The sequence below is a fragment of the Paraburkholderia sp. SECH4 genome, assembly GCF_030511745.1.
In the GTDB taxonomy this organism is placed as follows: Bacteria; Pseudomonadota; Gammaproteobacteria; order Burkholderiales; family Burkholderiaceae; genus Paraburkholderia; species Paraburkholderia madseniana.
This window is the reverse complement of record NZ_JALOCP010000025.1, coordinates 1-14,210: the sequence shown is the minus strand read 5'-3', so window position 1 is coordinate 14,210 and position 14,210 is coordinate 1. Positions and strand designations below refer to the sequence as shown.

16 protein-coding genes are annotated in these 14,210 nt (G+C 58.1%); 6 read left to right on the top strand and 10 right to left on the bottom strand.

Annotated elements, in window-relative coordinates:
- Nucleotides 1-1,012: 1,012 nt before the first annotated feature.
- The 10 genes from M0D67_RS27930 to M0D67_RS27885 all read right to left on the bottom strand — a co-directional run bounded on the left by M0D67_RS27930 (nucleotide 1,013) and on the right by M0D67_RS27885 (nucleotide 8,494).
- The gene (locus M0D67_RS27930) at nucleotides 1,013-1,222 is read right to left on the bottom strand and encodes a hypothetical protein (RefSeq protein ID WP_266240542.1); all 210 of its coding nucleotides are present in this window, start codon (nucleotides 1,220-1,222) and stop codon (nucleotides 1,013-1,015) included.
- Between the two features lie 34 nt (nucleotides 1,223-1,256).
- Nucleotides 1,257-1,421, bottom strand: coding sequence for a hypothetical protein (locus M0D67_RS27925; RefSeq protein WP_169490123.1), 165 nt, complete (start codon nucleotides 1,419-1,421; stop codon nucleotides 1,257-1,259).
- A gap of 54 nt (nucleotides 1,422-1,475) precedes the next feature.
- Nucleotides 1,476-2,096: a plasmid pRiA4b ORF-3 family protein gene (locus tag M0D67_RS27920; RefSeq protein WP_266240541.1), complete on the bottom strand. Its 621-nt coding sequence runs from the start codon at nucleotides 2,094-2,096 to the stop codon at nucleotides 1,476-1,478.
- 12 nt (nucleotides 2,097-2,108) lie between these two features.
- Complete coding sequence (locus tag M0D67_RS27915; RefSeq protein WP_266240540.1) at nucleotides 2,109-3,653, bottom strand: IS66 family transposase; 1,545 nt, start codon at nucleotides 3,651-3,653, stop codon at nucleotides 2,109-2,111.
- Nucleotides 3,654-3,707: 54 nt separating this feature from the next.
- Nucleotides 3,708-4,055: an IS66 family insertion sequence element accessory protein TnpB gene (gene tnpB / locus M0D67_RS27910; protein WP_062093208.1), complete on the bottom strand. Its 348-nt coding sequence runs from the start codon at nucleotides 4,053-4,055 to the stop codon at nucleotides 3,708-3,710.
- Nucleotides 4,052-4,459 carry a transposase gene (locus M0D67_RS27905; protein WP_266240539.1) on the bottom strand — a complete coding sequence of 136 codons (408 nt, stop codon included), beginning with the start codon at nucleotides 4,457-4,459 and terminating at the stop codon, nucleotides 4,052-4,054. Before M0D67_RS27905 ends, tnpB begins: the two co-directional genes overlap by 4 nt.
- Nucleotides 4,460-4,956: 497 nt before the next feature.
- Nucleotides 4,957-5,517 carry an alpha/beta hydrolase gene (locus tag M0D67_RS27900; RefSeq protein WP_266240538.1) on the bottom strand — a complete coding sequence of 187 codons (561 nt, stop codon included), beginning with the start codon at nucleotides 5,515-5,517 and terminating at the stop codon, nucleotides 4,957-4,959.
- Between the two features lie 215 nt (nucleotides 5,518-5,732).
- Nucleotides 5,733-6,713: a quinone oxidoreductase gene (locus tag M0D67_RS27895; protein WP_266240537.1), complete on the bottom strand. Its 981-nt coding sequence runs from the start codon at nucleotides 6,711-6,713 to the stop codon at nucleotides 5,733-5,735.
- Between the two features lie 91 nt (nucleotides 6,714-6,804).
- Entirely contained in the window at nucleotides 6,805-7,863 is a 1,059-nt protein-coding gene (locus M0D67_RS27890) for a 3-keto-5-aminohexanoate cleavage protein (protein ID WP_266240536.1), read from the bottom strand.
- Between the two features lie 358 nt (nucleotides 7,864-8,221).
- Nucleotides 8,222-8,494 (bottom strand): hypothetical protein, encoded by a 273-nt coding sequence (locus M0D67_RS27885; protein ID WP_266240535.1) that lies wholly within the window; start codon nucleotides 8,492-8,494, stop codon nucleotides 8,222-8,224.
- A 498-nt stretch (nucleotides 8,495-8,992) separates the two neighbouring features.
- Here M0D67_RS27885 and M0D67_RS27880 point away from each other — a divergent pair, with 498 nt between their 5' ends.
- The 6 genes from M0D67_RS27880 to M0D67_RS27855 form a co-directional block, all read left to right on the top strand.
- On the top strand, nucleotides 8,993-10,114 hold the full coding sequence (locus M0D67_RS27880; RefSeq protein WP_266240534.1) for a porin: 1,122 nt from the start codon (nucleotides 8,993-8,995) through the stop codon (nucleotides 10,112-10,114).
- Nucleotides 10,115-10,142: 28 nt separating this feature from the next.
- A complete protein-coding gene (locus tag M0D67_RS27875; protein WP_266240533.1) occupies nucleotides 10,143-10,526 on the top strand; it encodes a BON domain-containing protein in 384 nt (127 codons plus the stop codon).
- 42 nt (nucleotides 10,527-10,568) lie between these two features.
- Nucleotides 10,569-10,754: a hypothetical protein gene (locus M0D67_RS27870; protein WP_266240532.1), complete on the top strand. Its 186-nt coding sequence runs from the start codon at nucleotides 10,569-10,571 to the stop codon at nucleotides 10,752-10,754.
- A gap of 135 nt (nucleotides 10,755-10,889) precedes the next feature.
- Nucleotides 10,890-11,732 (top strand): TauD/TfdA family dioxygenase, encoded by an 843-nt coding sequence (locus M0D67_RS27865; protein WP_266240608.1) that lies wholly within the window; start codon nucleotides 10,890-10,892, stop codon nucleotides 11,730-11,732.
- Between the two features lie 136 nt (nucleotides 11,733-11,868).
- Complete coding sequence (locus tag M0D67_RS27860; protein WP_266240531.1) at nucleotides 11,869-12,729, top strand: GntR family transcriptional regulator; 861 nt, start codon at nucleotides 11,869-11,871, stop codon at nucleotides 12,727-12,729.
- Between the two features lie 916 nt (nucleotides 12,730-13,645).
- A partial coding sequence (locus tag M0D67_RS27855; RefSeq protein WP_266240607.1) for an MFS transporter occupies nucleotides 13,646-14,210 on the top strand: 565 nt, incomplete at its 3' end.

Here is a 14,210-nt window from a genome sequence, read left to right as displayed (position 1 = left end):
GCAGGAGCACCGCAAATTTTCGAGCTGCTGCGGCCAGTGGCGCAGAAGCCATTTGAGAATTGCCCGAAGCCATCCTTTCCTCACCGGGGTGTGTTCGATTGACTCCGATGCTGGAGGCTCGATCCCGGCCTCGCGGTTCCATTTGCGCACGACGTGGTCGGGAGCATACTCGCGGCGCTCTTGTGCGAGGCGGTGCTCATCAGCTGTCGCCTGCTGTCCTGTGCCCAACTGATGCTCCGGCTAATGTGATCCCAAAGCGGATTCCTCGATCGCTACCCATGCAAGTAGCGCCAGGGCTTCGTGGGAGTCAAACCAAAGGAGTTCGCATTGCGGAGGGGCGGGAGCTGCGCGTGTTTCCAGCACCGTTCCCGGTTTTGGAATCCGCATCGTTAGTGCAACACGGGCCACGTCGTGTCTCGAACTCGGGTCACACAGATCGCGCCCTCGCATTGGCCCCGACCGAATACAACGTGCGAGTAATGGCGCTAACGTGTAGTCGGGCCCTATTTTTAGGTGAGTTTTGCCTGAAGACGGCATGCATGGTGCGCCGACCGATCTCTAGAACCGATGCTGGATACCTAGTTGTATGCCTCTAGGGTTGGCACCGGGGTACGCAACCGGGATCTACTTTCATATCGCGCGCCGCACGATGGGACGCTGCGTAGGCGACGGCTACGGTGCTCCCTTAAGTGGACACACATTCGCTCGGGACTTGCAACGGTGTGAGTGGAGGCCGACGCGATTGCAGATGGCGGACGCGGCTCACCGGCAAGCGGGCCTATCTGAAGGGAGGAATTTGAACGCCAGCGTTCTGAGTGGGAGACCGCCGCGTTGTGCCCCAAGGGGCGTTCCACAGGGTAACCGTACACAGCCAGGTTCGCTGCTAGCCCATCTGCTCAGACGGATCGAGACTAACGCGGACAGTCTGCTGCCCGAGATGGGTTAAGCCAACTTCAAAGATCGATACAGTTCAACGCTGCGATCGCTCAAAACCGTCGCCCTTGTAAATCGTTCAATGAATCGAGTCCCGGGTGTTGAAGAGACTATGCGAGTCCATCCAGTCGTACGATTCGTTGCTGCGCGCCCACGCCCAGTTCCTTGCTGTCTCACGTTTCTTGCCGACCGCCTGCGCGACCTCATCGGAGGGTGAACCTCCGTCGTACTTGTCGTTCGTGCACTTAGCGCGGCCGATGTTTCTGGATTTCGATGAGTCGTAGTTCATTGCGGTTCCTATTTGAGATTGTTGTCAACGCGTATCAATCCTGCTCCACCAGCTCATCGTGCATCGACGCAGCGAGAAGCTCGGCGAAGCGCTCAAGCGCTGCGACTGAGCCGTGCACTGTGCGATACTCCTGACGTCCAATCTTCGCGTCAAGAACCACAGTCATTCCCGATTTCCGAGCCAGGTCAAGGATGTCCATCTGATGCTCCACATCGTTGAATCGTAAGCGTCATGCAGAGGCCGCGCCGACCGTTCAGAACTCAAATTCCGATAGTCGTTCGTTGACGGCAGCGACGTCAAAAGTATCGGGATCGAAGCTGCCGCCACACCATTCGAGCAGTTGCTCATGGTCTTCATGAGACGGGTCGGTTATAGCTTCTAAGAATTCGATGTACCCGGGTCCACCACCGACGTCTTCGGGCGGACAGGCGTTGCGGCCGGCCAAGCAGATCGGCGAGCGTAAGTCGGGATCAGGCGGCAAGATTTTTTCGACTTTGACGCGATGTTGCCAATTGTCGCCAAAGTCGTAGATATAGGTGAACAATTTCCGGTCACCAAGTACCACCGCGAGGGTTGCCTTGGCTTCGTCTAACACAGGCGGGTCGTCGGGGACATCGGGTCGGAAGAACGGATCGACTTCCCCATAGTTTTTGTCTCCAATGACGTACTCATGCACGTGGCCACCGTCCCACCCCATGGTCATGAGCAAGATGACGTGAAGCCTGGAAAGCTCAACGGACCCTCGAACGAGAATCTGCCGCCAAATCGCCGGTCTGAGACCCAGTAGTTCAACCCGCAACTGATAGACGAACTCTGGAGAGCTGACCATTCGCAACGTGGGTTTGCGACTGCTTGATTTGCGTGCTTGAGCCATCGTGATGGTCCGTTAAGCTGCGAGCTGTGTGGCCTGTTCAACGGGCATCAGGCGCCACGGCAGCAGTTCGTCGACGCGGTTGATGGGATGATCGGCGATTCGTTCGAAGACAGCACGCAAATACGCAAATGGCTCCACATCGTTTAGGCGTGCCGTTCCGATCAGGCTGTAGATTATCGCAGCGCTCTCGCCGCCGCCGTCGGACCCTGCGAACAGATAATTCCGGCGTCCAAGAACTAGAGGGCGAATTGAGCGTTCTGCGGTGTTGTTGTCCACTTCGATGCGCCCATCTTCGCAGTAACGCGTCAGCGCCTGCCAATGTGTCAACGAGTACTTGAGCGCCTTGGCTATGCCGGACTTCACCGATACCTGCAAGAGCGTTCGTTCCAGCCAGACCTTCAGGCTTATGAGAAGCGGCATCGCACGCGTCAGGCGAACCGATTGACGCACGGCGGGCATTTGTCCGCGGATATCCCTCTCAATTGCGTACAGGGCTCTGATCCGGAGCAGCGCCTCCTCGGCGATCGGAGAGCGGTCTAACTCGAACAAGTCATAGTACTTACGCCGAGCGTGGGCCCAGCAAGCGGCTTCGATAATCTGGCCATCGCGATATAGCGCGGAATACCCGCTATAGGCATCCGCTTGCAGGATTCCGCAATAGCCGTCGAGATGTGCTCTGGGCCTTTCGCCTTTGCGGTCAGGCGAGTACTGGTACCAGACCGCTGGCGGCGCCTGGTTGCCTGCTGGCCTATCGTCTCTCACATACGTCCATAGTCGCGCCGTGCGTGTCTTTCCGCGACCCGGATCTAACACTGGCACCGGCGTATCGTCGGTATGGATCTTTTGCGCCTGCAGGACATACTGGCCTATGGCGTCGGCCAGGGGTTCAAGGAGGCGACCCGCTTCGCGCACCCAAGAAGCCAGCGTTGCGCGATCAAGTTCGATGCCTGCACGGCGATAGATGCTTGCTTGTCGATACAGCGGGGTATGGTCAGCGTATTTGGAAACCACTACTTGAGCCAGAAGACCCGCCCCGGCCATACCCCTTGCGATTGGGCGGGAAGGAGCAGCAACCTGCACGACTTTGGAACAGCGACCACACGCTAGTTTGGGACGCACGTGCCGAGTCACCTTGAAGTAACCCGGCACATAATCGAGCATCTCTGAAACGTCTTCGCCGAGCGCACGCATATGGGTTCCGCATTCGGGACAGTCACAAGTCGCGGGCGCATGAACCAGGGTCTCACGTGGGAGGTGGTCGGGAAACGTGCGTGGTTTGCGGCGACGAGCGGCGGCCTTGTCTGTTTCCTTCGAATCGACCGTTTCGCCTTCGACGGGCAAGTCTGTAGTTGGAACGCTCGGCACCTGCTGTACGGGCAAATCTCCAAGCGCCAGTTCGAGCTGATCCATCAGCTCAGTCATACGCTCCGATGAACGACCGTACTGCCAGCGTTTAAGACGTGCAATCTCGGCCACCAACTGGGCAATCGTCTCATCGCGCGTGGCCAGCATGCGCTTGAGTGTGGCGATGTCGTCAGGAAGGGAACTAGCGAGCATGTCTGTTATTTTAAAACATGCCCGCCGTTTCTGAACGCTTGCGCAGAGGCTTTTTTACGCTGCTCGAGTAGGCTGCCAGGTCCGTTCGGGTCGCCGCCAATCGATGCCCTCTAGGAGCATCGAAAGCTGCGCTGCGGAGAGATGAATGCTGCCTGATTCGGCCTGGGGCCAGATAAAACGGCCGCGCTCAAGACGCTTCGCATAAAGATTCATGCCGTCGCCGCTCCACCACAAAATCTTAATGATGTCGCCACGCCGTCCACGAAAGGCGAAGACGTGACCAGAAAACGGATCAAGTTCCAGAGTGGATTGAACAAGAGTAGCGAGGCCATCCATGCCGCGACGCATGTCCGTAATGCCAGCGGCCAGCCAAATACGGGTACCGGAAGGAGGTGCGATCATACGGGCATCAGACAACGCAGCACTAAACGCAATTGAACGGGGTCGACCCTGCCAGTGAGCCGAACGCACGCGCCATTGAGCTCGATCTCGATGCTTGCTGCATCACGCGCAGGCCCCTCAGGATTTGCAGCTACCGCCGGGGCCGTGGAGGCCTCCGCTTTTACCTCCGTTGGCAAGGTCACAGGGAGTAGCACTGTCGCTCCAGCGCCGCCGTTGCTAAGCAACCCGGCGCGGTATTCGCGGCGCCATTTGAAAACCATATTTGGATTGAGTCCATGGGCCTGAGCAAGTTTAGCCACGGAAACATTGGATTCACAGGCCGCGATCGCGACCTGTCGTTTGTAGGCCGGATCGTAGTTCGGTCGGCCCTTGCGATTCGAAATCTGCATCTCATCTTTAGACAAAGTAGTCCCCATCACTTATTTGGTGGGGACTACTTTGGACACTATCCAGCTGTCTGTACATGCGGCCTTCAGATGACGCTTACGTTGAATCATGCGATTCTGATAGCACTCTGATGCGCGTGAGCGGTTTGTCCACACAATCCATTCTAAGCACTACGCGCTGGGCATCAACGCAGCCACGGTGAATTCACAGTTTTCAAAACGACAACAATAGAGACGGCGACCGGATACTGTGAGGTCCCGTCCGCTTTCCGAATACGATGAAATTCAAATCGTCGGAAGATTGACCGCGAGGTTAATCCGTGATTGCGTTGGCCACACGGACCCGATTGCAGGCAAATGAAATCCAGGAAAACCTCGATCTCCAGAAAAGGTTTGTGGCCATCGGCTTCACGCTCTCTCACTGTCTGCAGAGGTTCAGAGGCACTAATGGTGCGCGCCGTTCGCTCTTTCTCACAAGCCATGGAGGGAATGTTTTGACTGGCCACGTTAGCTCCTCAACTGAGTTCGCTCACGAATTCCACGGCACGTGGCCACTCCCCGAACCCCGAGGAGGGGTTGAGATGGCCGACAGCGCCGACGTCAACTAAACGACTGCCCCAAGCGTTCGCCAGTTGTGTGACCTGTTCGATCCGCGCGAGCGGGTCATTCGTACTGGCCGCCACGATGCTCGGAAACGGTAGCCTGGTTCGTGGCGTAGGCAACCAACCGTGCTGACGCAAGACATCCATCGTCGGATAGCCGTCCGGCAGCGGCGATTCGAAATCCGGCGGCGCCGCGAGCAGCGCGCCCTTAATTTCGCGCTGATGATGTTGCGCCCAGTGCACAGTGATCATCACCCCGGCACTGTGCGACACGAGCACCACGGGGCCGGTGATGCTGGCGAGTGCCTTGTCGAGCGCCTCGATCCGGGCTGCGCAACTGAGCTTGTCGTGCTCCAGCGGCGGTACTGCGCGCACATTGGGCAGCTTGCGTGCGAGTATCGTCTGCCAGTGATCCTCGACGTGGTCCCGTAGGCCGGGAACGATCAATATGGTTGGTGGCGAAGAAGACGTCATTGGCCAGGGTCCGTGAAAAATATCAATTGGGTATGGGCTGGTCGCGCACTCCGTCGAGGCGGTGATCTTCTACGACACACTGCGCTACGGCATGGAATATGTGGATCCCGGCGCTGCGTACTACGAAGAGTGCTATCGGCAGCGAGTCCTGAACGACTTGACCCGACGTGCCGAATCACTGCGCTACGTTTTGAAGGACAAACAGCCTGGCACACTCAAATCACGAAAATGGAGGAGCCAGTAGTTTTTCGAGCCTCAAGGTCCTGATGTGCCTGCACCGCGTCCTGCAAGGCGTACCGCTGATTGATCTCGATGCGGATGCGGCCTGCCGCCACATGGCCGAATAGCTCATCGACCAGTTCCGCCTTTTCGACCGGATCGGCAATGTAGTCGGCAAGACCCGGACGGGTCAGGTACAGCGAGCCCTTGCGGGCCAGAATTTGCGGATCGAACGGCGGGATTTTGCCGGAAGCGGTGCCGACGCAGACCATTAAGCCGCGGCGCTTGAGGGAGTCTAGCGAGGACATGAAGGTATCCTTGCCCACGCTGTCGAAGACTACGGACACGCCCACTCCGTTGGTGAGTTCCCGCACGCGCTTGGCCACATCCTCATGACTGTAGTTGATCGTGTGATCACAGCCGTGGGCGCGCGCCACCTCGGCTTTGGCGTCAGTCGAAACCGTGCCGATCACCGTCAGCCCGAGCAATTTGGCCCACTGCGAAACGATCAGGCCAACACCGCCTGCTGCGGCATGAAGCAGCACGGCGTCCCCCGCCTTGAAAGGGTAGATTCGGCGCACCAGGTAGGCGGCGGACAAGCCCCGCATGGTCATGGCCGCCGCAACCTCGCAACTGATCGCCTCCGGCAGCTTGATCAGCAGCGCGGCAGAAATCAGCCGCTCAGTGCTGTAGGCGCCCAGCGTGTTGATGAAGCCCGTGTAGGTCACACGGTCGCCGACCGCCAGATGGGTCACTCCGGCACCGATGGCCTCGACCACGCCGGCTGCCTCGTTGCCGAGGCCGTTGGGGAGCGGAACCGCGTAGGTACCTCCGCGGAAGTAGGTGTCCGCAAAGTTAAGACCCACTGCCACGTGCCGGACGCGTACCTCTCCCGGTCCCGGCTCTCCAACGTCAACGTCCTCAAAACGAAGGACCTCGGGACCGCCGGTTTCGTAGAATTTAACGACTTTCGCCATGTTGTCTCCTGATATACATTGACTGCCGCAGTTCGCCTGCGGCTCGCTAGCGCTTACTTCACCCTTGATATATCAACTCGCCACAGGGGTTTCAGGTCGGCTTGCGCAGGAATCCCTGATTGCCACCGTTACGATTGGGCGCGAAGCCATTGGCCTGAAGCGTCTCTTCCGCCGTGTCGTAGAAGACCCCAATCTTCATGATCTCCCGTGCCTGCTTCGCTGTCGCTATGGGGCGGCCAAATTCGCCTGCGATACGCACCAATTGCTTAATCTGCTCGACGGAGCTCATCTTGCCCGTGCGGGTCTGATTCCAGAGCACATCCTCGATGCCACACCGCACATGCAAGCCCAAGGCAATGCCAATCATGTTGACCGGCAGCACATTTAGCACCGAACTCTCCACCGTGACCACCGCGCCGTCGGGCGCGGCGCGCAGGAAGTTAGCCAGGTTGTAGATGTTCGCTTGATCCATGCCGCCGCTGATAGCCACCCAGTTCATCACCAGTGGCCCCTTGTAGATGCCACGGCGAATCATCCGCTCAATCGTTTCAAAGCTGTTGATGTTGTAGCACTGAAACTCACTTTGGATTCCAGCGGCTGTCAGGCGTCCGATGTGCTCTTCGGCCCAACTGGGATTCGAGGGCACGATCATGTCCTTGTAGGTCGCATAGAGGTGCGGGAATCCCCGTGAAACTCCCTTGAAGTCGTCTATACCGGCATGCTCTGTCACATTCATCTGCGTAGTGTTGACAGTGACAGTCACCTGGTCGGGCTTCGGATCGAGTTCGGCCAGCATATGCCGCGTGTCATCGCTTAGCCATTGGGCGGCCTGGCCCTCGGATTCAGGCGCGAAGCTGATGGATCCGCCCACCTGAATAACCATCTCGGGTACGCGAGCTCGCACCCCGGCAATCAGCTCATTGAACATGGACAGGCGCTTGCTGCCCTTGCCATCGGGTTCGCGCACATGCAGATGCAGCACGGTGGCGCCGGCTTCGTAGCAATCCACCGCCTTCTGGATCTGCTCCTCCATTGTGACGGGGATATCTTCCGGGAAGTCTGAGGGAATCCAGCCCGGCGCATAGGGAGCGGCTGTGATGATCAGGGGCGGCTGGTTCTCAGGATACAGGTGGCCGTCAAGGAAGTTCATGATGGATCTCCAAGTTGAAATGTGAATATTGAGAATGTCGAACTGGATGAGAAAGCTTTAGATCCCCATCTTCTTTAAGCGGTTGTTGTCTGAGTGTCTGAGGCGACCAGTGAATCATCTGGCCTGGCGCCACTTCCTGCTTTACATTGCATGCCTTGCACTTGACTTTTCATGACAGTAATCCGCTGACGCAGGCGCGCCGGATCATCGACTACCGCATCCACGATCGCCGACGGCGACGGCAGGACAAAACGGGATCAAGTGCACAACATGCAGGCCAATTGGGTTCATTGTCAGCGCCTATCTTTCATCGGGGTCCTGATGAACCCCAGGCATGCCGCGCGATCGTGGCAGCTGTTCATCGTTTTCCACCGGAATTGTGTAGTTCAGGCATAGCAATGGAGTCGTCGTTCAGTTCGAGGCTCCGGTTGTCATGACCACGATCCCGCAGCGTGATGTCATGGTGGGGCGGCATCACAATGCCGGTCATGCACACATAGCAAAGCGCTTCATGAGTCATTGGAGTGAGATTCCCCCTCGGGACAAACTCCGACGCAATTCGCGCCGCAATCCGTCGAGCGGCATGAGTTTTGTTCACCCATACCTTCGCAAGCGGCAGCGTCGACAGCATTGGAATCCCTCAGTTCATTGACTTCGCATCGGCCGCAGCAGTGCTAGGCCACTGTGATTTGCAGTGTATCTTCATAAAACAATAATGTCGACAAAAATAGAGGTGCGGAATTTGTCGCTAGGTGTGGCAGACGGCTGTTGACTCCGTCGGCGCGAATCTGGGGTTCCGAGCGCGGTTGCTTGTCGCGAAGCCATATACCGTTCTGCCTGTCAGGTCGACTCGGTATAAGTATTAATGTCGACATCAACAATTTTAGTGGATGATCGGTATTGTCAGTGTTCCGTCGGCAAACTGGGCCGTTGCAGGAAGGCCCCGGAATCGACGGGTGATCGTCAAGTCACGCACCCCGTCCAAAATAGCGGGAGGATCTTTCGCTACAAGGACCTGCGCATGCGCCGATTGCGACGGAAGTGGGGGGCGACGTCGCCGCGCCATTCGGTAACAGTCAGGTATCCGGCCGGGCTCGCTCGGTCATCATAAAAAGCAGAGGAAACGTCAATGAAACTGAAGTGGAGCGGAGTAGCGGTACTGGCGGTATTCGTTAGCGCGTCGCATGCGCAGTCGTCGGTCACGTTGTACGGCGCAATCGATTCGGGCGTTTTCTATCAGAGCACGGCGGCGTCGTCGTTCGCGCCGACCGCCCGCAACAACGGGCACGTGTACGGCATCAAGGACGGCAGCCTCTACGGGAGTTTCTGGGGCATCAAGGGGGCCGAGGACATCGGCGGTGGCTACAAGGTCAACTTCAGGCTGCAGGGCGTGTTCAACAGCAGCAACGGCAAGTTCGGGCTGGCCGACACGACGGGCGGTACCGCTATATTTAACCAGCAGTCGACGGTCGGCCTCTCCGGACCGTTCGGCACGTTCGACGCCGGGCGGCAGTACACGCCGATGATCTACGCGATGGCCGATACCGACGTCCGCGCGGCGCAGTACTTCGGCAGCATCCTGGGCGCTTGGCTCGGGCTGAACCAGGCCGCCGGCTGGCCCGGGACGAACACGAACGTGCCGATCGGTGCGCTGTACGACAGCAACGCGCTCGTCTACCAGACGCCGAAGTTCTACGGCGCGTCGGTCGCGCTCGAGTACGCGCCGGGCGGCGTGCCGGGCCAGATTCAGGGCGGCACGCGCGAATCGGCGGTGCTCAGGTATTCGAACTACGGCCTCAATCTGTCCGCCGTCTACTACAACGCACACGACACGAACCTCGCGGCGGCCGCACCGACCGGGCTCGACAACAACCGCTTCTACTATTTCGGTGCGAAGTACACGTTCCGCGGTGCATCGGTGTCGGCGTCGTACGGGATCGGCAAGAATCCGTCGAAACCGAGCCTCGCGGACTACGAAATGATTTCGGGTGGCCTCGGCTATCAGTTCACACCGTTCTTCAAAGTCACGTCCGGCTTCTACTATCTGAAGGACCGCAACAACTCGGCGAACCATTCGAGTGAATACGCGGTGGGCGCGGAATACAGCTTGTCGAAGCGCACAATCGTCTCTGCGCAGGTCGGGTACGTCGCGAACCGCGGGACGATGAACCAGACAATCATGTACGGCCAGATCGTCGCGCCGGGCGTGTCGACCACGGCCGCGATGATCGGCTTGCGTCACAGCTTCTGATGAATTGAAATCGAAACGGAGAACAACGATGAAAGCGATGAATGGACTCAGGGTGGCGTTCGGCGTTGCGGTTGCTGCGGTGTCGATCGGCGCGTGGGCGCAGGACGGCGCGCCGGAGGGGGCATCGGCTGGCACGGCTAGCGCGGCGGTCACCGCGTCCGGCGGCGTGACGGCCAAAGCCGCGCGGCAGGCGAATCGCGCGCTGCGACGCAAGGTGTACGCGGCGCTCGCGAAGCACAAGGAGATCGATGCGGGCGACATCAGTATCACCGCGAAAGGCGGCGCGGTGCTGATCACCGGCACGGTCCCGGACGCGTCGCAGATTAACACCGTTGCCGAGGTCGCGAAGGGCGTCGCGGGTGTGACGTCGGTGACCAGCAAGCTCACGGTGCAACGGCCGTTCGGCCAGTAGTGCGGTGCGCAGGGCGGCCGTTCACGTAACGAGGATCCTGTCATGAAGGTCATCTCTCACCTCGACAAGGTGAGACGCCTGGCGGTGCTTCGACAGCACCTCGACCCGTTGGCCGACTTCGAATTGTGGTTCTGGAGCACGCTGACCGCGAGTATCAACGTGTTCAATGCAGCGCTTCATCTCACTGGTCTGACCAAACTAGAGGTAGTAAAATTAATGTCGACATAAATACAGTGATCTGCTATCTTATTTGTACAGATGCAGGGCAACAATATTTCACGGTTTCGTAAAGCTGCGTCGCCACGCGGCGACGGTGGGTGAGTTGGTGAAATGCCTGCCAGATACAAGGAGATATCGATCATGATTAAAGTAGAGAGACTGACCGCTTGCATTGGTGCTGAGGTGTCCGGTGTGAGCTTGGGGGATGCGTCTCGAGATGCATCGCTGTTCGCAGAGATCAAGGCTCTGCTGCTTAAGCACCGGGTCCTCTTTTTTCGGGATCAGGACATTTCCCGGGAAGAACATGTTTCCTTTGCGCGCCGTTTCGGGAAATTGGAAGATCATCCAGTTGCGGGAAGCGATCCGGAACACCCGGGTCTCGTGCAGATCTATCGATCGGAAGCAAAAAATCCTTACGAGAACAACTACCATAGCGATGGGCTTTGGCGGCCGAACCCATCTATGGGCGCCGTGCTGCGCTGCGTCGAGTGCCCAGAGGTCGGGGGTGACACCATCTGGGTCAACATGGTAGAGGCCTATAGGCAACTACCAGAAGACATCAAGAAGCGCATCGAGGGATTGAGAGCAAAAAGCAGCATTGAGCACTCGTTCGGTGCGGCAATGGATCCGGAGGAGCGAAGAAAACTGGCGGCGCAGAACCCGGAGGTGGAGCACCCTGTTGTGCGGACGCACCCAGAGACCGGCGAAAAGATTCTATACGTCAGCAGCTTCACGACGCATTTCGTCAACTACCATACGGTTGAAAATGTGCGTTACGGATTGGACAAGACGCCGGGTGCGAGCCTTCTGCTGAGTTATCTGCAGAGCCAGGCATCGATCCCTGAGTATCAGGTTCGTTTCCGGTGGAAACCGAACAGTATTGCAGTCTGGGACAACCGGCCAACGCAGCACTACGCGGTAATGGATTATTGGCCGGCACCGCGTAAGATGGAGCGAGCAGGAATCGAAGGCGACAAACCATACTGACAGTTTGCTTGTCCTCGCGAGGTTTGAAGTGTTCGCGCGCCAGCCGGCGGCCTGGGAGTTTTTGTCGACATTACAATGCCGGAGACTATAATGATCAAAGGATTAAATTCGACCAAAATTGATTCCGCTATCCGCCATGGCCCGAAATAAAACGCAAAACCTTCCCGATCTTTCCGCGCTCCTTACGCCCAAGAATTCACTGATGCTGGCAGTCGAGAGGGCGGTGCTGCGTGGGCAGGACTGGGCGTATGCCTCGGTGCCGATTGCCGAGCAGATCGCTGCCCGGCTGGCCGGGGTCATTACGCTCGACCTGGTGAAGTCGGGGCAACGCTTGCTGGAGAAAGATATCAGCGAGGTGCTGCACGTCAGTCGCGCTCCGGTGCGCGAAGCGATGCGTATACTGGAGCGGGACCGCCTGGTTGAGTTTCAGGCCAGGCGTGGGGCGATCGTTACGGCGCCCGACGAGAATGAGCTTCGGGACATTTTCCGCGTGCGCAGCGTGCTTTACGTCACGATGTTGGAGCAGGTCGCGCGCGAAAGCCCGGCCGAGTTCGAGGCGTTACTGACCGCGCATATGCCCAAGCTAACCAAGGCGGCCGAGGAGTCGGTAGACGCCTATGCCGTGGAAAGCTTCCTCCTGAATTTCAACACGGTCGATCTGTGCCGCAACCGGCTTCTGGTTGACGTCCTGCACTCCATCTCATTGCGAACCCTGCGTTACGTCCGGCTAGGATTTGTGGCCAAGCCTCAATCGGTTCGCACATCTTTAAAAGTCTGGCACGCGCTGCAGAAGGCCGCGATCAAGCGGGACAACGAACTACTGCTTTCACTTGCGGCCTCGCGCCTGGACGACGCCAGGGATGCTGCCATTCGCGCAATCGCTGCAAAACCGGCGGACAGTCGACGTGCACATGCCCCAAAGGCGGCACCGCCCGAAGTAGCGGCCGCCTCTAAAAAACGAGTCGCTCCCCGCGTGCTTAGGACGGTTGAATCCTGATTGCTCGGAGTTCCATCTTTTGGAGCGCCGCGTCGAGTTTTCCACTGGCAGCGGCCCGTCTATCGTGGCGGCGATGTCGGACGAATTGATTGGGACGTTCGCTGCATAGTTGGATCGAGGTGGGATGTCATGTCGTCGGAATCGACTTCGCTTCCCGCTCATCCATCCTCTCCTCGACGCTGGGTACGCTCACCCAGGGGCAGACACCGCAGGCCAGCACCTCCGGTTGTTTCCTACGCGCCGCTGCGGGGATCTTGCGCCCGAGTCGTCCATCTGCTGGTTGGCGCGTAGCGGGCAATAGTCGTTCTTCTTCAGCGATTCGATGAACAGTATCAGATCGCACGTGACATACCAGACGTCCATCAGGACCCGACGAAACGGCCGGCGTTGAAAATCCCCCCAGATTGGTCAGCATGTCACGCAGGTGATTGCGTTTCGTCGTGCCCTCAATATTGCGAACCTTAGCTTCGCTTCCGGTTTACGCCGCTTCGCAACAATTTGTCTCTACGTTCAGACGTGATGCTTCGCGTGCGCCTAATAATTAATGTCGCCAAAAATAACTCTCAGTGCTATCCTGAAATCAGTGTCCATCGTCTGGAGCTTTGCGGCCGCAAGGGAGGCTCTGGCGTAACACTTTCATCAAGACGCCTGAAATAAGCGTCGAAATCCAAAGCGCGCACGGCGACACAAAGAAAGCGTCCGGCGATGCTGACGGTCAGCAGAAACCACTGCCGGTCTTGCCGTAGAGGTCTTGCTTCACACGGGCCAGACGACATCAAGCGGCACGATTCAGTATGAATTTAGTGAATCATCGGAGGAGACAGAATTGAACCTTTATACAAGTAACGTAGTGCCGGCCAAGTCGGCGGCGGTTACCAGTGGCGCCCGACCCTACGCGTGGGTGGTATTTGCATTGATGTTTTGCCTCTTGCTGTCCGACTACATGTCGCGGCAGGCGCTCAATGCGTTGTTTCCGATCCTGAAAGTGCAGTGGCAGCTGACCGATACAAAGCTCGGTTCGATTAGCGGCGTGGTGCCGTTGGCGGTCGGCGTGCTGACCCTCCCATTTTCAATAATCGCGGACCGTTGGGGACGTGTCAAAAGCATTGCACTGATGGCTGCGTTATGGAGTGTTGCCACGCTCGGGTGCGCGATTGCCAGCAGCTACAACGAGATGTTCATCGCGCGCATCTTCGTTGGTGTCGGCGAGGCCGCTTACGGAAGTGTCGGACTCGCGATGCTCATGAGCATCTTTCCAAAGCGTCTGCGCTCTACCATTGCCGGCGGCTTTACGTCTGCCGCTGCCTTCGGATCCGTGCTCGGTGTTTCGCTTTCCGGCGTCGTTGCGACTCACTTTGGCTGGCGCTGGTCGATGGGTCTGATGGCGATCTTTGGTTTTGTCCTGGTGATCATTTACTTCTTCGTCGTCACGGAAAAAAGGCTCGCGCGTTCGCAGCCGGACAATGCGAGCGGAACTCCGA

What these genes read in the sequence shown, in the direction of transcription:
- M0D67_RS27920 (WP_266240541.1), bottom strand. Translation starts at nt 2,096, where the DNA reads ATGGCTCAAGCACGCAAATCAAGCAGTCGCAAACCCACGTTGCGAATG.
- M0D67_RS27915 (WP_266240540.1), bottom strand. Translation starts at nt 3,653, where the DNA reads ATGCTCGCTAGTTCCCTTCCTGACGACATCGCCACACTCAAGCGCATG.
- M0D67_RS27925 (WP_169490123.1), bottom strand. Translation starts at nt 1,421, where the DNA reads ATGGACATCCTTGACCTGGCTCGGAAATCGGGAATGACTGTGGTTCTT.
- tnpB (WP_062093208.1), bottom strand. Translation starts at nt 4,055, where the DNA reads ATGATCGCACCTCCTTCCGGTACCCGTATTTGGCTGGCCGCTGGCATT.
- M0D67_RS27930 (WP_266240542.1), bottom strand. Translation starts at nt 1,222, where the DNA reads ATGAACTACGACTCATCGAAATCCAGAAACATCGGCCGCGCTAAGTGC.
- M0D67_RS27870 (WP_266240532.1), top strand. Translation starts at nt 10,569, where the DNA reads ATGAAGGTCATCTCTCACCTCGACAAGGTGAGACGCCTGGCGGTGCTT.
- M0D67_RS27895 (WP_266240537.1), bottom strand. Translation starts at nt 6,713, where the DNA reads ATGGCGAAAGTCGTTAAATTCTACGAAACCGGCGGTCCCGAGGTCCTT.
- M0D67_RS27900 (WP_266240538.1), bottom strand. Translation starts at nt 5,517, where the DNA reads ATGACGTCTTCTTCGCCACCAACCATATTGATCGTTCCCGGCCTACGG.
- M0D67_RS27890 (WP_266240536.1), bottom strand. Translation starts at nt 7,863, where the DNA reads ATGAACTTCCTTGACGGCCACCTGTATCCTGAGAACCAGCCGCCCCTG.
- M0D67_RS27875 (WP_266240533.1), top strand. Translation starts at nt 10,143, where the DNA reads ATGAAAGCGATGAATGGACTCAGGGTGGCGTTCGGCGTTGCGGTTGCT.
- M0D67_RS27860 (WP_266240531.1), top strand. Translation starts at nt 11,869, where the DNA reads ATGGCCCGAAATAAAACGCAAAACCTTCCCGATCTTTCCGCGCTCCTT.
- M0D67_RS27880 (WP_266240534.1), top strand. Translation starts at nt 8,993, where the DNA reads ATGAAACTGAAGTGGAGCGGAGTAGCGGTACTGGCGGTATTCGTTAGC.
- M0D67_RS27885 (WP_266240535.1), bottom strand. Translation starts at nt 8,494, where the DNA reads ATGCTGTCGACGCTGCCGCTTGCGAAGGTATGGGTGAACAAAACTCAT.